A 19,218-nucleotide genomic window follows, 5' to 3' on the forward strand; every position below is an offset into this window, starting at 1 on the left:
TCGTCGACGAAGTCGCCCTCGCCCTGGTCCCCGAGTTGTTCGGCGACATATCCCCTCCTCCCGGAAACCCCCGAATCGTCCAGGGCGACCGAGTAGCCCCACCTCGACTACCCGGTCCGCCCGCACTGAACGCCGAACTACCCGCCGGTGCCGATCACCGCCGAGATCTTCGCCGACAGCGGATACAGTCGCTCGACCGGAAGGGCATCACCAGCTGCGGACAACCGCCCGGCGATCGCCAGCTCGTGGATTTGCCGCGCCTGATCGGTTACCTAGACCCGAACCACCGAGGTCAACGGGTAATCGCCTTGGCGATCCCGGCCATTGAGGAAACTCAACTCCAGAACCACTGCGGCCGCGATGATTTCGGCACCGGCGGTCTGGAACAGATCCGCGGCGGCAGCCAATGTGCCACCCGTGGCCAGCACATCGTCGAGCAGCAGAATGCGCCGCCCCTTCAGCTCGACACCGTCGGCCGGAATCTCGAGCGATGCGGTGCCGTACTCGAGGCTGTACTCACGCGAGATGACCGGCGGCGGCAACTTACCGGCCTTTCGCACCGCCATGACACCGGTTCCCAGCGTCGCGGCAACGCCGGCACCGATGATGAATCCGCGCGCGTCTACGCCCGCAACCAGGTCGGCATCGGGCGCGCACGCCCCGAGGCAGTCGATGACGGCCCGGAAACCCTCCGGATCTGCAAAGACCGGCGTGAGATCGGCGAAGCGAATGCCGGGAGAGGGGAAATCGTCGCGCCAGCGGGTGAGGCGTTCGACGAGTTCGGCCGCCTTACCTGTCCGCTCGGCTAGGACGTCGTCCGATTCCACCGCCGCATGCTTGCTCATCGACACCTCTCCATGGTTACTCACCCACCAACACCTGTCACCGCTTCAGCACCCAGCGGTCCATATTCCAGCCGGTGCCCTCCTGGGTGGGTCCGGCTACGCCGTTCTGCAGACCGTTGCCGAACGCGATGGTGCGAGGCGTGACGAACAACGGAATGCTCGGCATCTCCGCCCACAGCAGGTTCTCGGCCTCGGTGCGCAGATTCAGCGTTGTGGTCGAGTTGTCGTCGCCCGCAAGCTGATCGGTGATCGAATCGTAGCGGCCGTTACCGAAGCGACCGAAATTGAGCCCGCTACCGGTGCGCAACGCGCTGGTAGCGGCCACACCCGCCTCGGATCCGGCCGGACCCGGGGCCGATGCGGTGCTGCCGAGGACGGCGTCGACTTTGCCCTCGGTGAGCTGAGACGGCGTGAAATCGGCGGATCCAGCATCCACCACATTGATACCGGCCGGTTTGCACGCGTCGGCGATCATCTGCACGGTCTGCGCGCGCCGATCGTCCGGCTTCACATATCCGATCCGGATGGTCGGTTTGGCCGCACCGGCGCTCGCGGCCGCCGCTGTCGCATCACCACCGCGGTACTTGTCGGCCGCGCCGATCACGTTCGGGTAATACAGCGAATCCTGCTGTGTGATACGAGAATTCAGCACCGCCGTGCCGAGTCCGGTCTTCGGCGCATCCTTGGCCTTGCCGAGCTTGTCGAACAGGTCCTGGCGCGGCACACAAAACGCGAAACCGCGCCGCGCGTCGGCCGAGGCGAACACTCCCGAAGTAGCGAGTACCAACTGCTCGGCGCCGCGCCCGGGCACGGTCCGTACCGAAAACCCGTCCAGATTGATGTCTTTCACCGATCCGGCGCCGATATCGATGACCCCGACCGCATTGTCGCCGACCTTCGCCTTCAGATCGGCGGTCTTCGGATACACCATGATCCGCCCGGTCTCGGGCTTATTGCCCCACCAGCGCTCGTTCGCGACCAGCACCAGACCGTCCTTGGCGGAGTAGGAATCGATCCGATACGGCCCCGACGACGGGAACCGCGACAGATCCACCTTGTCCGCGCCGATCGTCCACCCGTTGTTCCAGAAGTCGGCGATCCGCTGCAAGGCGGCCTGATCACCGGACTGCACGGCGATCACCACATTCGGCACATTCGCCACCCGAGCGGCAACATGCGCGGGCATCAACTCACCTGCGGTGAACAGGTTGCGCCACGGCAGGTAGTGGTGGTCGGCGCGGAACACGACGGTGGCGTCCTTGGATCCCGGCTGACATTCCACCCGTTCGATATCGGCGTATCCGGCAGTGCTCCCGGCATCGAAGAGCGGAACTTGGCCACGGTCACCGGGTTTGGTGTAGCGGCCGCTGCGCGCGGCCCAGGCGAGCACCAGATCGTCACATGACGTCGGCACCCCGTCGGAGTACACCCCGTCCGCATTGAGCCGATACTGCACCGTCTGCGCCTCGCCCGGCACCTCTTTCGCGGTGCCGACATCGGTGTCCGCGACCTGCTGACCGTCCGGTCCGGTGTAGAAGAACCCGGTCAGCACCCGCGCGAACACCGCATCCGAGCCGGTGCTCGCACCGAGCGCGGTACCGCCGTTGTAGGTGGCGATCACCGCGTCGACGGCATAGCCGATGGAGGGCACCTGATTCTGGCTGGAACACCCGGCCATCACCGTGGCTGCCACGGTGCCCGCAGCCACCGCTCCGATCAGACGTGCCCCTAGCGACTGCTTCATAAATGCAAACCCCTGCCGTCGGCTGTCAGTGCCTGCGCTTGCTCCGCTTTCCGCTCGGCCGTGCACCCGGACGCGGAGCCTGTCCGGGTTCCCGCACGGGACGCGCACCCAGCTCCCGGCCGGTCGCCGCGACAGCGCGCCGCTCCGCCTCGGCTCCGGCACGCGCCGATGCAAGTCCGGCCCGCTTGTTGAGCACCTTCTTGGTGTGCGCCGCGACCGGACCCCACCGCTCCTTGATCGACACCAGCAGCGGCACCGCGAAGAAGATCGACGAATACGCGCCGACGATCATGCCGACCAGCTGCACCAGCGCCAGATCCTTCAGCGTGCCGACACCGAGCAGCCACACCGCGATCACCAGCATGCCGACAATCGGCAGGATGCCGATGATCGTGGTGTTGATCGACCGCATCAAGGTCTGGTTCGCCGCGAGGTTCGCCTGCTCGGCATAGGTGCGCCGGGTCGTATTGACCACACCGCGGGTGTTCTCCTCGACCTTGTCGAAGACGACGACATTGTCGTAGAGCACGTAGCCCAGGATGGTCAACAGACCGATCACCGCGGCGGGTGTCACCTCGAAGCCGACCAGCGAGTAGATGCCCGCCGTGACGATCATGTTGAAGAACAGCGAGGCGATCGCCGCGATCGACATATCCCGTTCGAAGCGGATCGCGATATAGACCATGGTGAGCCCGATGAACACGACCAGCGCGATCAAGGCCTTCTTGGTGATCTGGCTACCCCAGGTCTCGCTGATCTCGGCGATGCTGATCGCATTGCGCGAAACGTTGCCGTCCTTGTCGACCGGCTGGAAGGCGTTGAACAGTGCGGTCTGCAGCGCGTCGGTCTGGGTGGCGCTCAACGTGTCCGAGCGGACCTGGATGGTCTCCGCCGAGCCGGATCCCACCTTCTGCACCGTCACCGGGGCGTGGCCGATGGTCTGGGAGTAGATATCCTCGACCTTCTGCGTGGTGGCCGTGCCCGCCGCAGGCAACTGGATGCGCGACCCGCCCGCGAAATCGATGCCGAGGGTGAATCCGCGAATTCCGATGCTCAGCAACGAGATCAGCACGAAGGCCGCGGTCAGCGCGTAGTAGAAACGCCGCCGACTGACGATCTTGAATCCGCCGGTACCCGTGTAGAGGCGCTCGAAGATGCTGTGCTTGGGCGCCTCGATATCGTTCACCTCGTCGGCGAACGGCTCCAGGGTCGAGTTCGTCATCGTGCCGTCTCCTTAACCAGCGCCTCGCCGGCCCTACGCTCCCTGGCCACTTCCTGAATCGCACCGAGCCCGTTGACCGACGGCCTCGCCCAGAACGACGAGCGCGAGGCAAGCATCATCAGCGGCGCGGTCACCAGGTACAGCACGATCACGTCGAGGACGGTGGTGATACCGAGGGTGAACGCGAAGCCCTTCACCTGACCCGCGGCCAGGATGTAGAGCACCACCGAGGCGATGAGGCTGACGGTCTTACCGGAGAGGTTGGTGCGCTGGGCCCGCTGCCAACCGCGCGGCACCGCCGAACGGAAGCTGCGACCCTCGCGCATTTCATCCTTGATGCGTTCGAAGAACACCACGAAGGAGTCGGCGGTCAGACCGATACCGATGATCAAACCGGCGATACCGGCCAGGTCCAGCGTGAATCCGATCCACCGGCCGAGCAGCACGATAATGCCGTATACCGCCACACCCGAGGCGATCAGCGAGAATCCGGCGAGGAAGCCGAGCATCCGGTAGTAGAGCAGGCAGTACAGCAGCACCACCGCGAGACCGATCGCACCCGCGAGCAGACCCGCGCGCAGCGAGGACAGACCCAGCGTCGCCGAAACCGTCTCGGCCTCGGAGGTCTGGAACGACAGCGGCAGCGAACCGTACTTCAGGGTGTTCGCGAGCTCCTTGGCACTGGCCGCGGTGAAGCTGCCGGAGATGGTGGTACGACCGCCCTGCTGCGGACCCGACTGCACGACCGGCGCGCTGACCACCTTCGAGTCGAGTACGAATGCGACACGCTTGTTGATGTATTCACCGGTCAACGCGGCCCACGCATCACTACCACCGGATTTGAATTCGAGGTTCACCTCGTGGCGCGCCTGCTGCTGGTTGAGTCCGGAAGTGGCGTCCTTGATCTCCTGGCCGTCGATGCGGCTCTTGTCCAGCAGCAAGATTTCCTTGCCGTCGGTGGAGCAGGCGACCAGCGGCAGATTCGGATCGTCGTTACCGGCCAGCGGGTCGGACTTGGTGCAATCCATCGCGGCCAGCGCGGCCTGCTGCACGGTGGGATCGGTGCTCTGCCTGGTCGCCTTGGCGTCCGCGATTTCCTTCTTCGCCTGCTCCTGCGGCGTCAGGCCGCCGGGCGGGGCCGGCGGCGAGGTCGGGGCCTGCGCGGGAAAGACGCGTGGCTGCGGGGTCGACTCCGCCGCGGGCGCGGACTCTGTGGTCGGCGCCGCCTCGGTGGTGGGTGCGGGCTGGGTCGGTACGGTGCCATCGGGGTTGAGCTGGGTGGTATCCGGCACAGTGCCCGGCGTTGCCGCCCCCGGCGTCCCAGCCGTACCCGCCGTACCCGTCTGCGGCGTGGCCTTGCCGCCGACCGCGGGCACCGCCGACAGCACCGGACGGATGTAGAGCTTGGCGGTCGTCGCCAGCGCCTTGGCCTGGCCACCATCGTCACCCGGAACCGTGATCACCAGGTTGTCGCCGTCGATGACGACCTCGGAGCCCGAAACACCGAGACCGTTGACGCGGTTCTCGATGATCGTCTGCGCCCGGCGCAGGCTGTCCTGGTTGGGCTTGCTGCCGTCGGGCGTGCGCGCGGTCAATGTGACGCGAGTACCGCCCTGCAGGTCGATGCCGAGCTTGGGGGTCGGGGAATGGTCACCGGCGAAAAACACCAGCGCATAGATCACGGCCAGCAGCACGGCGTAGACGCCGAGCAACCGGAGCGGATGCGCCGATCCCTGAGAAGGTGGCACAGTTCGTCATCTCCTAGGCGGAAGTCGAGGGTGGAACAGGCGGGCGCGCACGGCCGGGCACCCGGACGGATGGCCCGCGGCGATCTGCAGCACGCGGGCACATCAGCAAACCGATCAGTCCTTGGTCAGCCGGGTCTCGGTCTGCTCCGCGGACTCCTCGACGGGACCGGCCTCGGTCTCATCGGTCACGGTCTCATCCGTGGTCTCGTCCTCGGTGCGCACATCGCGGATGGCCTGACGCAACCACGTGGTGACGACGTCCTCGGCGATCTCGAGATCGACCGTGGTGTCGTCGAGATCGACCACGGTTCCGTACAGACCCGACGTGGTGGTGACCTGATCGCCGACCTTCAGGGTTTCCTGCATGGACGTGACCTTCTCGGCCTCGCGCTTCTGGCGGCGCACACCGAGGAACATGGGCACGAGCAGGGCTACCAGTAGGAGCGGAAACAGAAGTTCCATCGTCGAAGTCAGTCCCTAGTCTGTGGGTGGAAATGGGCTATTACCCCAACAGTCTGCCAGCTCATGTCCTCACCACCACACCGGCACACCCTCGAGCCCCGGAATCCGGATCTCGGGCCGCTCCGGGACAGCACGAGCCCGCGACCGAACGAAGGTCGCGGGGCTGCGCAACGGGGCGTTCTAGGCGGTCTTGCCGTAGGTGTAGTCGTCGAGCGGAAAGCTGACCGCCTCGCGGTGGGCATTGACCGTGCTGGTCGGACGCAGTAGCGCGGCCTCGCCGTGCTGGTTGAAGTAGTAGCTGCGCGCGGTCGCGCAGTCACCGCCGTAGAAGACCGAGGAACCCAACTTCTCGGTGACGCGGTCCAGGAACCGGGTGTTGGCCTGCTCGGTCACCTCGAAGGTGGTCTCCCCGCGCCGGAACATCTCACCGAGCAACCGGCCCATGTGCTTCATCTGGGCCTCGATGGTGGTGAAGTAGGACAGACCGCTGTAGGAGTACGGGCTGTTGAGGCTGAGGAAGTTCGGGAACTTCGGCACGGTGATGCCCTCATAGGCCTGGAAACGGTTGTCGCGCCAGAACTTTCCGAGGTCGGCGCCGTCGCGTCCGATGATCTCGATGGCCGGGAAATTAACATCCCACAGGTTGAAGCCGGTGGCCAGGATCAGGGTATCGATCTGGGTCTTGTGTCCGTCGGCGGTGACGATGCCGTCGGCCTCGATGTGATCGATCGAATTGGTCTCCAACCGCACATTGGGCTGGTTGAACGTCTTGAAGTACTGGTTGGAGAAGGTGGGGCGCTTGCAGCCGAAATCGTAGTGCGGGGTGAGCTGCTTGCGAATCTCCTTGTCGCGCACCTGGGCACGCAGATGCGCCTTGGCGAGTACGCCCGCGGCCATATTCAGCGGCTTGGCCTGCTTGAAGTGCAGGACGCCGACCACCATGAGCGCCTCGAGCATGCTGGTGTTGACCAGGCGCGCGGCCTTCTGAGTGGCGGGCACGCGCGCGAACAGCTTCTGCACCGGCGCGGGAATCGCGGTGTCGATCTTCGGCACGACCCAGATCGGGGTGCGCTGGAACACGGTGAGTTCCTCGGTCTTCTTCGCGGCCTCGGGAATCAGCTGCACGGCGGTGGCGCCGGTGCCGATAATGGCGGCCTTGCGACCCGAGAGGTCGAAATCGTCCTCCCACGCGGTGGTGTGGATGATCTTGCCCGCGAAGGAATCGATGCCGGGAAACGGCGGCGTGTAGGGCTGGGACAGGAAGCCGGTGGCGGTGAGAAGGTAACGGCCGGTGACGGTTTCACCGCCCGCGATGGACACGACCCAGTGCTGGTGGTCCTCGTCCCAGCGGGCGCCGTCCACCACGGTGCGGAAACGCATCTTGCGGCGCAGGCCGTACTTGTCGGCGACGTGCGCGGCGTACTTCTTGAGCTCCCCGCCCGGCGCGAACAAGCGCGTCCAATACGGGTTGGGCTCGAAGGAATACGAGTAGGTCACCGAGGCGATATCGACCGCGAGACCCGGGTAGTGATTGACATGCCAGGTGCCGCCGAGGTCGTCCTCCCGCTCCAGAATGACGAAATTGCTCAGACCCAGCCGGTCGAGTTCGATACCCGCTCCCATGCCGCCGAATCCCGCACCGATCACGACCGCGTCGTATTGAGGCGCCACGTCGAACCTCCTGCTTGAACATTCCATCGGGAATGTAGGAACCATTCCTCACGGAATGACACATCATTCCGTTTGTGAACACCGTATCATCGGACAGGTGACGAAGCCATCCACGCGTGCGCCCCGCCCAGCGGCCGGAAATGCGATCCAGCGACGCAAGGCCGAACTGCGGCAGGAGATCATCGACACCGCCTTCGTCTGCTTCGCCGAGAAGGGCTATCACGCCACCGGTATCGCCGATATCGCCAATGAATTGGGCATCGGCCACGGCACCTTCTACCGGTACTTCAGCAACAAGCGCGAGATCATCGACGTGGTCATCGACGATCTGGCCGCCCGGATCATCGAGGCGCTCGGCACCGACAACGCACCCGACGCCGCCACCTCCCTTGACGAATATCGCGCCCAGATCGACCGCATCGGCGCCGCGCTCACCCGGATCCTCGTGGACGACCGCCGCGTGGCCCAACTGCTGCTGTTCCATGCCACCGGCATCGATGACGAACTCACCGCCCGGCTCTACGGTCTGCTCGATATGGCCGACGCGCTCACCGCGGGCTACCTGTCGCACGGTGTCGAACTCGGTTATCTGCGTGCGGATCTCGACACCAAGTACACCGCGAAAGCGGTGACCGGCATGCTGCTCGCAGGCATCGTGCACGGGCTGCGCAATCCGGACGAGGCCGCGGTGCAGGAGTTGAACGAGGCGATCCGGCGGCTGCTGATCGACGGCGTGCGCAAGGACTGAAACCCGGCAAATCTCCAGCGGCTAGGTGAGCCGATTCCGGCTAGGGTGGACCCGGATCGACCGGCCAACAGGGGCAACACGTGTTCGGCAGAGACCGCCTGGTTCGAAAAAACCGCATTCGACGCGAGCAGGGCAGCGCCCCTGGAACAATGTCGCGGGTGACCCCCGACGACGTGAGCCGAATCCACTTCGCCATGCCACCATTGGGGCACCGCGGCTACCACGCCGATGAGGTCGACGCGTTCCTGGAACTGGTCTCGGCGACACTGGCCGGTCAAGGTGTGCTGACCGCTGACGATATCCGGCACGTCGCCTTCGACGCCCCCCGCTTGGGTGGCCGCGGCTATCAGGCCGATCAGGTCGACGAATTCCTGGACCGGGTCCGCATCGAACTGGAATTCCGGCAGCGCGGTTCCCGTCCGGTCCCCGCCGGAAGCAATGGTTCCGGCCCCGCCGCACTGCTCACCCCTGACGATGTGCACCGCATGCAGTTCACCCCGGCCGCGGTCGGCCGCCGTGGCTACGGCACCGAAGAAGTAGACGCCTTCATGGACCTCGTCGCCGCCACCCTCGCCCACGGCGGCCCCGGCAGCCTGACTGTCACCGACGTCCGTGCCGTCCGCTTCACCGAGGCCCGCCTGGGCACCCGCGGCTACGCCCGCGACGAGGTCGACGCCTTCCTCGATCTCGTCGTCACCGCCCTCGAAAACAACCACCGCTAGCTCCACAGCGCACGACGCGAGATCAGGTGGACTCCATGGCGGCACCGACCAAGCGAGTAGCCACGGTCGCCAGTTCCACCCGATCTCGAGCGAGTGCCCGCGGGTCAGTCGAAGAGGTCGAGGGTGGGGTGGGGTTCGCGACCGCGGACTTCGATGGAGCCGAAGACGAGATCGGGCGGTGGCACGAGGCCGAGATGTTCCCAGGCGGCGGCGGTGGCGACGCGGCCGCGCGGGGTGCGGGCCACCATGCCGGCCCGGACGAGGAACGGCTCGCAGACCTCTTCGACGGTCGCGGCCTCCTCTCCCACGGCGACCGCGAGGGTCGAAACACCAACGGGCCCACCGCCGAAGCTGCGGACCAGCGCGCCGAGAACGGCGCGGTCGAGGCGGTCGAGGCCGAGGACATCCACGTCGTAAACCTCGAGGGCGGCCTGCGCGATGGGACGTGTGATCACTCCGTCGGCGCGAACCTCGGCATAGTCGCGGACGCGGCGCAGCAGACGGTTTGCGATGCGGGGGGTGCCGCGGGAGCGGCCCGCGATCTCGGCGGCGGCATCGCGGTCGATGGTGACACCGAGAATATGGGCCGAGCGCTGCAGAATGCGCAGGAGTTCTTCGGGATCGTAGAAGTCCATATGGCCGGTGAAGCCGAAACGGTCGCGCAGCGGGCCGGTCAGCGCGCCGGAGCGGGTGGTCGCGCCGACCAGGGTGAACGGTGCGATATCCAGCGGAATCGATGTTGCCCCAGGACCTTTCCCGACGACCACGTCGACGCGGAAATCCTCCATGGCGAGGTAGAGCATCTCCTCGGCGGCCCGGGCGATCCGGTGGATCTCATCGATGAACAGCACATCGCCCTCGACCAGATTGCTCAGCATCGCGGCGAGATCGCCCGCGCGTTCCAGCGCCGGACCGGAGGTAATGCGCAGTGCCGTACCGAGTTCGGCGGCGATGATCATCGCCATGCTGGTCTTGCCGAGTCCGGGCGGACCGGACAGCAGCACGTGGTCCGGGGTGCCGCCGCGCTGTTTCGCGCCGCGCAGCACCAGCGCGAGCTGTTCACGGACGCGCGACTGGCCGATGAAATCGTCCAGGGAATTCGGGCGCAAACTGGCCTCGATATCACCATCGGACTTGAGATAGCTTGCGCTGACCTGGGATTCGGCGTCCGGTTCGGGATCGTGATCCATGACGACTTACCGATTCTTCCCCAGCGAGCCGAGCGCCGCCCGCAGCGCCTTCGACGTATCGGCGGTGGGATCTTCGGCGAGTACCGCATCGACCGCGGGTTCGGCCTGTTTGACCGGGAATCCGAGTCCGACCAGCGCCTCGACAACCTGCTCGCGCACCGGTGTGAGCACCGGCGTCGGCGTACTGCCGGGCGGACCCGCCTGCACCGGAACAAGATTCACCTTGTCGCGCAACTCGACAACCATTCGCTCCGCCCCGCGCTTACCGATGCCGGGCACCCGGGTCAGCGCCGCGACATTGCTCTCCGCCAGCGCCTTGCGCAGCGACTCGGGCTCGAGCACCGCGAGCACCGCCATGGCCAGCCGGGGTCCGACTCCGGAGACGGTCTGCAAAAGGCCGAACAGGTCACGGGATTCGGTATCGGCGAATCCGAACAGCGTCATCGAATCCTCGCGCACGATCATCGCCGTGAAAAGCCGGGATTCCTCGCCGCGGGTCAGGGTGGACAGCGTCACCGGGGTGACATTGAGCCGGTAGCCCACGCCCGCCGCCTCGATCACCACATGATCGAGCGCTATCTCGAGCACCTCACCGCGTACCGACGCGATCACCCGCGCACCACCTTCCGTTGTTCGGCAAGCCGCTGTGTATACCGCCGTTGTGCCTCGGCGGCGCGCGCCTCGGCCTCGGCCATCCGCGCCATCAGCGGCGCCCGCCAACAATGACAGATCGCCAGGGCCAGCGCATCGGCCGCATCTGCCGGTTTCGGCGCGACCCGGAGGCCGAGAATACGCGTCACCATCGCGGTCACCTGCGCCTTGTCCGCCGTGCCGTTGCCGGTGACGGCGGCCTTCACCTCACTCGGGGTATGGAAGGCCACGGGTATCCCCCGGCGCGCGGCGGCCAGTGCGATCACGCCGCCCGCCTGGGCGGTGCCCATCGCGGTGCGCACATTGTGCTGCGCGAAAACCCGCTCGATCGCGACCGCGTCGGGCTTGTGCGTATCCATCCAGTGTTCGGCGACGTCGGCGACGCCCATCAGCCGGTGTGCCAGGTCCATATCCGCGGGGGTGCGCACCACGTCGACATCGAGCGCCGTGACCTTCCGCCCCAGCCCGCCCTCGACGATGCTGAGGCCGCACCGGGTGAGTCCCGGGTCGACGCCCATCACCCGCACACGATCCCCTCTCGAAGGCACGAACAACTGTTCGAGAGTCTAGTGGACGGCGCGGGCGCCCTTCACCAACGACACGGCGCCCGTCCGGGATTCGGCTAGTCGAAGGAGTGGTAGCAGCTCACATACGCGTAGGTACCGGAGTCCGAATCCTCGACGACCACCTTGCCGTCCTGCAGGATGCGGCAGGTCACCGTGCCGCCGCTGGATCCGCTGACGGTCGCCGACACCCGGCCCGTGCGGACATATCCGGTCACGGTCACGGCCTTGGTCCACGGCAGCGGTGCATCATTGGCATTGGTGGTATCGAAATCGCCAGTGTTGTAGGAGATATCAGCGGTGCCCGAGCCCGAGACCTCGTAGGTGATCGAGGTTTCCTTCTTCGATTCCTTGTCGAGCCGATAGGCGATGGATCCGAATACCGCGACGCAGCCGCCGACGGTGAGCACGATCGCCAGGAAGACGCCGCCGAGTACCCACGGCCACACCGGCTTGCCCTTGGGCGGCTGCGGCGGATATCCCGGGTAGCCCGGATACCCCTGCCCTGGATAGCCCTGCCCCGGATAACCCGGGTACTGCGGCGGTGGTTGATAAGTCATGTGCACCCCTCCTGAATCCTGCACGACCAGCTACTGGACTTTACCGGACAAGAGGTTCGGAGCCCGGATTCACCTGTGCGGTTATCGACATGCGATCGACCGGCGTTTCAGGGTCGCCCAGGTTCATCGGAGCGAATTCACAGACTTTCTCGAGGAACGGTCTCGACAATGCCGTAGGTGCCCGTAGTCCGTGCCCCGCTCGCCGCACCCGCGACCCCCGTGACACCGCCGCCACCACCGCGGCTGCCTTCGGCGAATCTGAATCCGAACTATCAGAACGGCTTTCATCACGGCATATCGCTGCTGCACGGCTGGTTGCCGGTGACCGTCGAACTGGTCGCGGTGGCCGCGTTGATCCTGGCGATCGGCTGGCGGACCCGGCGCTGGCGGCTGGTGCTGCTGCCGGTCTGCGTGGTCCTCGGTGCGGCGGGCGCGGTGGGCGCGTGGGCGTATGTGAACGATCAGGGGCTGGCCTCGGACCCGGCACCGGTCGAGTTGTGGGCCTGTGTCGGCGTCGCGGTCGCCGCGATCGCGGTCGCCGCGCTCGGTTGGCGCAGTGCCAGGTGGTGGCGGCGTGGTGTCTCGGTGCTCGCCATACCGCTGGCAGTGTTGAGCACCGGCATCGTGCTCGATCAGTGGGTGGGCTACTACCCCACCGTGCAGTCCGCGTGGAGTGCGCTCACCGCGGGTCCGCTGCCGAATCAGACCGATATCGATGCGCTGCCCGGACTGCGCAATACCGATGTCAGCACCGGCAAGATCGTGCCGGTGCAGATTCCGGACGCGGGCAGCGGATTTCCGCATCGAACCGAATACGTGTACTTGCCACCGGCCTGGTTCGCCGGTCCGACGCCGCCGACACTGCCGGTCGTCATGATGATCGGCGGCGAATTCAATACGCCCGCCGATTGGATCCGCAGCGGTCAGATCATGCCCGAGGTGGACAAGTTCACCGCCGCCAACGGCGGCCGCGCCCCGATCCTCGTCTTCGTCGATTCCAGCGGCAGTTTCAACAATGACACCGAGTGCGTGAACGGTCCGCGCGGCGATGCCGCCGACCATCTGACCCGAGATGTGCCCAGCTATCTGGAATCTCGCTTCGGCGCTTCGGCGGATCCGGCGAACTGGGCGGTAGTCGGCTGGTCCATGGGCGGCACCTGTGCGGTCGATCTGACGGTCATGCACCCGGAATTGGTGCACACCTTCGTCGATATCGCGGGCGATCTCGGCCCGGCCTCGGGCAATAAGGAACAAACGATCCGACGGCTTTTCGGCGGCGACGCCGACCGCTGGGCCGCGTTCGATCCGCTCACCGTTATGGCCGCGCACGGTCCGTATACGGGTATGGCGGGTCTGTTCGACGATCTCACCCCGCCCAAATCCGGTCCGGGATCCCGTGGTGCACGTCAACAATCCGCAGCCGCCGACGACGACAACGTGGGTATGGGGGGTCATGACGGAGTCTTCGACACCGGTGAGGTCGGCGCCGCCGAAAAGCTGTGCGACGCAGGCCACGAGGTCGGCATCGATTGCACCATTCACACCACCCAGGGCGGCCACACCTGGCAATTCGCCTCGGCCGCGTTCACCTCGTCGTTTCCCTGGATCGTTGCCCGCGTCGGTCTCCCCGTACCCGACGCGACCTGAAACCGATTGCGCGGTAGATGAATCGAGCCGCGCTCAGCCCAGGACTTCCCGCGTCGCCGCCGACGGCAGGCTGAACGACACCACCATGCGCGCGATTAGCCAAGACCTGATCGGCGGCCCCGAGGTCCTGATCGAAGCGAACCGCCCGTCCCGACACCCGGCCCCGGCGAAATCCTGGTCCGGTCGAACTCCCTCGGGTGCGGCATCGAAATTCCCCCAGGACAACCTGCGCCCTTCGGCCGCGTTTATGGCATGCATCACATCCGAGACCTACCATCCGAAGGATGAGCAATGTTGTGAAGGCTGTCCTAGAAGGTGGGCCCAAAGACTTGCCCGCTCGCATCGTTCCGATCACACCGCCCGGCGTCGAACTCAAAGTCGAATACCGCGGCGGATACGAGCACTTCAAGGTCACCAATCGGGAGGCCGATACGCCCGAGGGGCGGCTGCGGGTCTACGAATGGTCCGATCGGACACGAATCGCGGAATAACCGGTCACGCCTGGCTCGAAACGCACTCGGGGCGGTCCCGCATATTTGCGAACCGCCCCGAGGCGCTCGTCGATGACGAGCCGTGTCAGTCCTGTTCCAACTGGGAGCCGACCTCGTCGGAGATGTCCACGTTCGTGTAAACGTTCTGTACGTCGTCGCTGTCCTCGAGCGCGTCGACCAACTTGAACACCTTGCGCGCGCCGTCGACGTCGACGCCGACCGACACCGACGGCTGGAAGCCGGATTCGGCGGAGTCGTAATCGATTCCGGCGTCCTGCAGCGCCTTGCGTACCGGGATCAGATCCGACGGTTCGCTGATGACCTCGAAGGAATCACCGAGGTCGTTGACTTCCTCAGCGCCTGCGTCGAGCACGGCGAGCAGTACATCGTCCTCGGACAGCCCGTTCTTCTCCAGGGTCACGATGCCCTTGCGGTGGAACAGGTAGGAAACCGAACCCGGATCGGCCATATTGCCGCCGTTGCGGGTCATCGCAACGCGGACCTCGCCCGCGGCGCGGTTGCGGTTGTCGGTGAGGCATTCGATCAGCACCGCGACACCATTGGGGCCGTAACCCTCGTACATGATGGTCTGCCAGTCGGCGCCGCCGGCCTCTTCACCGCCGCCGCGCTTGCGGGCACGCTCGATGTTGTCATTCGGAACCGACGACTTCTTCGCCTTCTGGATGGCGTCGTACAACGTCGGATTGCCCGTCGGGTCACTGCCACCAGTGCGGGCCGCCACCTCGATGTTCTTGATCAACTTGGCGAAGAGCTTGCCGCGCTTCGCGTCGATCCCCGCCTTCTTGTGCTTGGTGGTGGCCCATTTGGAGTGGCCGCTCATTCCCTACTTCCTCCAGTCGACAGCACGTCTGATCGTGCGCACGGTACCCGCACCGGCCGGGTAGACAACTCTCTCAGCCTACTCGTCCGGTGACGGCCAGTTCCTGTGGGCGACTACTCGGCGGCCCGAACCAGATCGACGAACATCCGATGCACCCGCAAATCGCCGGTGACCTCGGGATGGAACGACGTCGCGACCACCTTGCCCTGCCGCACCGCGACAATGCGCCCGGCGGCCGGGCCACTGGGAACCGTGGCCAGCACCTCGACCCCCGCGCCGACCCGCTCCACCCACGGCGCCCGGATGAACACCGCGCGCACCGGACCGTCGGTCAGGCCCGCGAAGTCCAGATCGGTCTCGAACGAATCGACCTGACGGCCGAAAGCATTGCGCCGCACCGTCATATCGATACCGGACAGATGCTCGGCGTCGGGGCGAGTGTCGAGCACCTCAGACGCGAGCAGGATCATTCCGGCGCAGGAACCGAAGGCGGGCATACCTTCCCGCAGCCGCGCGCGCACCGGATCGAGGAGTTCGAAGACCTCCAGCAGCTTGCTGATGGTGGTCGATTCACCGCCGGGCAGCACCAGCGCATCCACCGCGGCGAGTTCGGACGCGCGGCGCACCAGCACCGGTCGCGCACCGCATTCCGCGAGTGCCGCGACATGTTCGCGCACGTCACCCTGCAGGGCCAGCACACCGATGGTGGGCCGGTCGGGACTGCGCTGCGCGCCCGTTGCGGGCGAGGCGACCGATGCGTTCACGCCATGAGCTTACGAGGCGCCGAGCTGTGGCCCTGCTCACGGTGGCCGTCAACGTTGCCTCGAGACCGGGTTCATTCGCTCGAATGCGGTCGACACTCACAGATGTGATTACGGTGTTACCACGCAAGGCGCCCGGGCGCTGGCGGCTCGCGCTCAACGGCTTCGGCGCACTGCTCACCGGCGTCGCCGCCATCGTCACCACAGCGATGAAATTCACCGACGGTGCGTGGGTGATCATGCTGGTACTGCCCGCCCTGGTACTCGGTATGGAGCGGATTCGCGGCGCCTACACCAGAATCGGCGGCCGCCGCGGCAATGGCGTGATTCCGGACCAGCCACAAGCCACCGGCACGGCGATCGTGGTGCCGATCTCCGAGGTCTCCGAACTCGGCCGCGAAGCGCTCTCGGCCACCATGTCGATCGGTAAAGACGTTGTCGCGGTGCATGTTTGCCTGCCGGGTGAATCGGTCCAGGCGTTCACCAAGCCGGGGAGGCATGGCATCCCGAGGTCAGGCTGATTCTGCTGGAGGACAGCGACGCCACCGTCGGCGGGCCCGTCGCACGCTATGTCCGCGAGAACTTCGCCGGACGACGCAAGGTCGTCGTCGTCATCGCCGATATCGATCCGCCGACCGGCTGGGACCGGGTACTGCCAAGTCACCGCAGCGACGAACTCGAGCGCGAGCTACATCGGATGACCGACACGGTGGTGTGCCACCTGCGCGTCCAGTCATACGGTCAGCGTTTGGGCGCTCACTCCTCGCGTAGGGTGCGAATCAAGCCTTCTTGCACGACCGCCGCAACCAACTCGCCCGCAAGGTTGAAAATCTTGCCGCCGGTCAGTGCCCGACCGAAACCCGCAGACGGGGAGGACTGGTCGTAGAGCAGCCACTCGTCGGCACGGAACGGGCGCAGGAACCACATGGCGTGATCGAGCGAGGCGTTCTGTGTCGGCTCATCGGGGTGGGTGACCTTCGCAGAACCGAGCAGGGTGATATCGCTCATGTAGGCGAGGGTGCAGACGTGCACGACCGGGTCGTCGGGCAGCGGATGCCGGTAGCGGAACCACACCTGCTGTGGGGAGACGACGCCGTCGCGGCGGGCTACTACATCCTGCGGCACGGTGCGAATATCCCAGTGCTCCCATTCGCGCATGGCCCACAGGCGCTCGGGGCTCATCGTGGTGCTGGCGTCCGGCAGCTCATCCGGACCCTGCACCGGCGGTATCTCGTCCTGATGTTCCGGACCCGAGTCACCGACGTGGAACGACGCCGACATCGTGAATATCGCGGCGCCGTCCTGCACACCGGTGACCCTGCGGGTGCAGAAGGATCGGCCGTCACGGATGCGCTCCACGAGATACACGGTCCGCTCTTCCGGGTTGCCCGGCCGCAGGAAGTACCCGTGCAGCGAATGCACCTGGAACCGCGGCTCCACCGTCCGTACCGCCGATACCAGCGCCTGGCCGGCAACCTGTCCGCCGAATGTGCGCACGAGCTGGGTCTTGGTGGACGCGCCACGGAAGATGTTCTGCTCGAGCCGCTCGATCTCCAGCGCCTCTTCGATTGTCGCCATGAGGGCGAGATTATCCCGAACGCCACCGCGACTTCTCGGTGACCTCTGAGCAACGGCCACGTCCGCCGCCCAGAACAGGGTTCCGCGGCACGGTTTGATGGAATGGATCGGTGCCGCATTTCGATCCGATCACCCGGGACGGTCTCGTCGAACTCATCACCAACCGCATCCTCGAGTTCGACGGGCGGATGCTGACCGCCGTAGACGGAGCCGACGCGGCCGAGCCCGTTGCGATCGCCGACCGCGTCGCCACCGCACTGCGTGACACCGGACGCGCCGCCGAGGTCGTCTCTCTGCACGACTACATCCGCCCGGCATCGCTTCGCTTGGAATTCGGACGCACCGACGAAATGTCTTATCGCACCGCATGGTTCGACTTCGCCGCACTCGACCGTGAAGTCATCCGCGCACTACGCCACGACGCCCGCTGGCTCCCCGCGCTCTGGGACGAGGACCGCGACCGCTCGGCGCGATCCCCCATCCGCGCCGCCGCACCCGACACGGTCCTGCTCGTGGCGGGTCCCATGCTATTGGGCCGCGGTCTCGACTTCGATCTGACCGTCCACCTCGACATGTCCGAACGGGCCCTGCACCGCCGCACGCCACCCGACGACCAGTGGACCATCCCGGCCCTGCTCCGTCACGACCGCGACAACCCCAGCAACCCAGCCCTTTTCATCCGCTGGGATCACCCCGATCGTCCGGCGCTCCGCATCGACGACACCGCTCGACGGTAGCCGTACCCCGTCCGAGACACCGGCTGCCCATCCTTTGCAATTTATTGAGACACAGACAGTTCCGCACTCGAGCGCAAAGCGACAATTCATAGTTAAATGCGCATATCAGCGTATCATAATGCGTAATGAGTGCTCCGTTGGACACCGCAACTTCTCGTGATCCGTACGGCGGTACACAACGAACGCGACTCCCCAGGAAGGAAGTGCGGATATCCGCGATATGAGACGCAGCGGGGCGACGAGCACAATGCTCGCCGCCCCGAATCACCCACTCCCCCGGCCGAACCCACCGCGGCCGGGATCAAGGACTAGCCGCAGGCCGTTGACTGCTGACCGAGATTGGTCAACATGGTGCAGGCCCAACTCTTTTCGACCTTCCACTTGCCGTCCTCAGCGACGAAGGGCACATCGACGATGTTCTCTTGACTGTTGATGGTGAACTTCGCCTTGGCGTTGAGTGCGTCGCCGAAGGCACTCACCTCGGTGACCTCGGATTTGGCGCCCGCTTGCTGGTATGCCTGCGCGAGACGGTTCGGCAGTTCCTGATCGGCCTGCGCGCCTTGCACCAGGTCCAGCTTCTCCGAACTCGGCACCGACGGGTCCAGCGCGCGGAGCAACTGGGCGTTGAGGTCGGCGACACTCGGGGTCGGCGGCAGGCTCGCATTCGACTTCGTGACGCTGGTCGAGGTCTTGGTCGGTGTGGTCGCGGTCTTCGAGTCATCGCTGCCACATGCCGACAGGCTGAGGGCGGCCACGGCGGCCAGACCCGCGATCGCGACACGTCCGGTATTACGAAGCTTCAACTGATCATCCTTTGCCGTTCGGACAGGTCCGTGACCCCGACGGTGCCGCGCCAACTGCCCGCGCGGCCGCCGACGTGCACCGAATTCCGAAGCTAGCCACCAACTCTGTGGCAGACATAAGACGACTGTGAGGGCCGCGACAGCTTCTCCCGCGCACCCAGGACGAGCAACGCCCGCGGCAGTGGATCAAGCAATCCCGTGCCACGGGCGTCGATTCGATTCAGCGGTAGTGCC

At 65.8% G+C, this 19,218-nt stretch carries 20 protein-coding genes; 6 read left to right on the forward strand and 14 right to left on the reverse strand.

The annotated features are described in order from the left end of the window. Positions 1 to 272: 272 nt before the first annotated feature. The 6 genes from ACQPXH_RS18935 to ACQPXH_RS18960 all read right to left on the reverse strand — a co-directional run bounded on the left by ACQPXH_RS18935 (position 273) and on the right by ACQPXH_RS18960 (position 7,692). Positions 273 to 845, reverse strand: coding sequence for an adenine phosphoribosyltransferase (locus tag ACQPXH_RS18935; protein WP_433603506.1), 573 nt, complete (start codon positions 843 to 845; stop codon positions 273 to 275). Positions 846 to 882: 37 nt separating this feature from the next. Next, the gene (locus ACQPXH_RS18940) at positions 883 to 2,589 is read right to left on the reverse strand and encodes an ABC transporter substrate-binding protein (protein ID WP_433597872.1); all 1,707 of its coding nucleotides are present in this window, start codon (positions 2,587 to 2,589) and stop codon (positions 883 to 885) included. A 25-nt stretch (positions 2,590 to 2,614) separates the two neighbouring features. After that, entirely contained in the window at positions 2,615 to 3,811 is a 1,197-nt protein-coding gene (gene secF / locus ACQPXH_RS18945) for a protein translocase subunit SecF (protein ID WP_433597873.1), read from the reverse strand. Further along, entirely contained in the window at positions 3,808 to 5,559 is a 1,752-nt protein-coding gene (gene secD, locus ACQPXH_RS18950) for a protein translocase subunit SecD (protein WP_433597874.1), read from the reverse strand. The genes secF and secD overlap by 4 nt, the downstream gene beginning before the upstream one ends. Positions 5,560 to 5,673: 114 nt before the next feature. Next, entirely contained in the window at positions 5,674 to 6,021 is a 348-nt protein-coding gene (gene yajC / locus ACQPXH_RS18955; protein WP_433597875.1) for a preprotein translocase subunit YajC, read from the reverse strand. Positions 6,022 to 6,201: 180 nt separating this feature from the next. Continuing rightward, positions 6,202 to 7,692, reverse strand: coding sequence for a flavin-containing monooxygenase (locus ACQPXH_RS18960; RefSeq protein ID WP_433597876.1), 1,491 nt, complete (start codon positions 7,690 to 7,692; stop codon positions 6,202 to 6,204). Between the two features lie 97 nt (positions 7,693 to 7,789). On the opposite strand from ACQPXH_RS18960, the gene ACQPXH_RS18965 reads away from it, so the two are divergent. Further along, on the forward strand, positions 7,790 to 8,440 hold the full coding sequence (locus ACQPXH_RS18965) for a TetR/AcrR family transcriptional regulator (protein ID WP_245721073.1): 651 nt from the start codon (positions 7,790 to 7,792) through the stop codon (positions 8,438 to 8,440). A gap of 149 nt (positions 8,441 to 8,589) precedes the next feature. After that, positions 8,590 to 9,162, forward strand: coding sequence for a DivIVA domain-containing protein (locus tag ACQPXH_RS18970; protein WP_433597877.1), 573 nt, complete (start codon positions 8,590 to 8,592; stop codon positions 9,160 to 9,162). 104 nt (positions 9,163 to 9,266) lie between these two features. On the opposite strand, the gene ruvB is transcribed toward ACQPXH_RS18970, so the two are convergent. From ruvB to ACQPXH_RS18990, 4 genes are all read right to left on the reverse strand, one after another. Then, on the reverse strand, positions 9,267 to 10,352 hold the full coding sequence (ruvB, locus tag ACQPXH_RS18975) for a Holliday junction branch migration DNA helicase RuvB (protein WP_433597878.1): 1,086 nt from the start codon (positions 10,350 to 10,352) through the stop codon (positions 9,267 to 9,269). A 6-nt stretch (positions 10,353 to 10,358) separates the two neighbouring features. Beyond that, complete coding sequence (gene ruvA / locus ACQPXH_RS18980) at positions 10,359 to 10,964, reverse strand: Holliday junction branch migration protein RuvA (RefSeq protein WP_433597879.1); 606 nt, start codon at positions 10,962 to 10,964, stop codon at positions 10,359 to 10,361. After that, positions 10,961 to 11,530, reverse strand: coding sequence for a crossover junction endodeoxyribonuclease RuvC (gene ruvC, locus ACQPXH_RS18985; protein WP_433597880.1), 570 nt, complete (start codon positions 11,528 to 11,530; stop codon positions 10,961 to 10,963). The genes ruvA and ruvC overlap by 4 nt, the downstream gene beginning before the upstream one ends. A 95-nt stretch (positions 11,531 to 11,625) precedes the next feature. Continuing rightward, a complete protein-coding gene (locus tag ACQPXH_RS18990; RefSeq protein ID WP_433597881.1) occupies positions 11,626 to 12,126 on the reverse strand; it encodes an MmpS family transport accessory protein in 501 nt (166 codons plus the stop codon). 177 nt (positions 12,127 to 12,303) lie between these two features. Here ACQPXH_RS18990 and ACQPXH_RS18995 point away from each other — a divergent pair, with 177 nt between their 5' ends. Continuing rightward, a complete protein-coding gene (locus tag ACQPXH_RS18995) occupies positions 12,304 to 13,773 on the forward strand; it encodes an alpha/beta hydrolase (RefSeq protein ID WP_433597882.1) in 1,470 nt (489 codons plus the stop codon). A gap of 284 nt (positions 13,774 to 14,057) precedes the next feature. Next, a complete protein-coding gene (locus tag ACQPXH_RS19000; RefSeq protein ID WP_040692396.1) occupies positions 14,058 to 14,264 on the forward strand; it encodes a DUF5988 family protein in 207 nt (68 codons plus the stop codon). Between the two features lie 85 nt (positions 14,265 to 14,349). Here the strand turns inward: ACQPXH_RS19000 and ACQPXH_RS19005 are convergent, their stop codons facing one another. Then, positions 14,350 to 15,105, reverse strand: coding sequence for a YebC/PmpR family DNA-binding transcriptional regulator (locus tag ACQPXH_RS19005; RefSeq protein WP_433597883.1), 756 nt, complete (start codon positions 15,103 to 15,105; stop codon positions 14,350 to 14,352). A 113-nt stretch (positions 15,106 to 15,218) separates the two neighbouring features. After that, positions 15,219 to 15,869: a pyridoxal 5'-phosphate synthase glutaminase subunit PdxT gene (pdxT, locus tag ACQPXH_RS19010; protein ID WP_433597884.1), complete on the reverse strand. Its 651-nt coding sequence runs from the start codon at positions 15,867 to 15,869 to the stop codon at positions 15,219 to 15,221. A 104-nt stretch (positions 15,870 to 15,973) separates the two neighbouring features. On the opposite strand from pdxT, the gene ACQPXH_RS19015 reads away from it, so the two are divergent. After that, complete coding sequence (locus ACQPXH_RS19015; RefSeq protein WP_433597885.1) at positions 15,974 to 16,387, forward strand: hypothetical protein; 414 nt, start codon at positions 15,974 to 15,976, stop codon at positions 16,385 to 16,387. Positions 16,388 to 16,622: 235 nt separating this feature from the next. Here the strand turns inward: ACQPXH_RS19015 and ACQPXH_RS19020 are convergent, their stop codons facing one another. After that, entirely contained in the window at positions 16,623 to 17,444 is an 822-nt protein-coding gene (locus tag ACQPXH_RS19020) for an acyl-CoA thioesterase (RefSeq protein WP_433597886.1), read from the reverse strand. A gap of 110 nt (positions 17,445 to 17,554) precedes the next feature. Between ACQPXH_RS19020 and ACQPXH_RS19025 the strand changes: the two genes are divergently transcribed. Next, a complete protein-coding gene (locus ACQPXH_RS19025; protein ID WP_433597887.1) occupies positions 17,555 to 18,181 on the forward strand; it encodes a hypothetical protein in 627 nt (208 codons plus the stop codon). 308 nt (positions 18,182 to 18,489) lie between these two features. On the opposite strand, the gene ACQPXH_RS19030 is transcribed toward ACQPXH_RS19025, so the two are convergent. Continuing rightward, positions 18,490 to 18,984, reverse strand: a complete 495-nt coding sequence (locus tag ACQPXH_RS19030) for a hypothetical protein (RefSeq protein WP_433597888.1) — start codon at positions 18,982 to 18,984, stop codon at positions 18,490 to 18,492. Positions 18,985 to 19,218: the final 234 nt, after the last annotated feature.

The organism is Nocardia sp. CA-135953 (assembly GCF_050955735.1).
Taxonomy (GTDB): domain Bacteria; phylum Actinomycetota; class Actinomycetes; order Mycobacteriales; family Mycobacteriaceae; genus Nocardia.

Excerpts from the sequence above, each read along its gene's own strand:
- ACQPXH_RS18935 (WP_433603506.1), bottom strand. The coding sequence starts at position 845 with ATGAGCAAGCATGCGGCGGTGGAATCGGACGACGTCCTAGCCGAGCGG.
- ACQPXH_RS18940 (WP_433597872.1), bottom strand. The coding sequence starts at position 2,589 with ATGAAGCAGTCGCTAGGGGCACGTCTGATCGGAGCGGTGGCTGCGGGC.
- secF (WP_433597873.1), bottom strand. The coding sequence starts at position 3,811 with ATGACGAACTCGACCCTGGAGCCGTTCGCCGACGAGGTGAACGATATC.
- yajC (WP_433597875.1), bottom strand. The coding sequence starts at position 6,021 with ATGGAACTTCTGTTTCCGCTCCTACTGGTAGCCCTGCTCGTGCCCATG.
- ACQPXH_RS18970 (WP_433597877.1), top strand. The coding sequence starts at position 8,590 with ATGTCGCGGGTGACCCCCGACGACGTGAGCCGAATCCACTTCGCCATG.
- ruvB (WP_433597878.1), bottom strand. The coding sequence starts at position 10,352 with ATGGATCACGATCCCGAACCGGACGCCGAATCCCAGGTCAGCGCAAGC.
- ACQPXH_RS18990 (WP_433597881.1), bottom strand. The coding sequence starts at position 12,126 with ATGACTTATCAACCACCGCCGCAGTACCCGGGTTATCCGGGGCAGGGC.
- ACQPXH_RS19000 (WP_040692396.1), top strand. The coding sequence starts at position 14,058 with ATGAGCAATGTTGTGAAGGCTGTCCTAGAAGGTGGGCCCAAAGACTTG.
- ACQPXH_RS19005 (WP_433597883.1), bottom strand. The coding sequence starts at position 15,105 with ATGAGCGGCCACTCCAAATGGGCCACCACCAAGCACAAGAAGGCGGGG.
- ACQPXH_RS19020 (WP_433597886.1), bottom strand. The coding sequence starts at position 17,444 with ATGGCGACAATCGAAGAGGCGCTGGAGATCGAGCGGCTCGAGCAGAAC.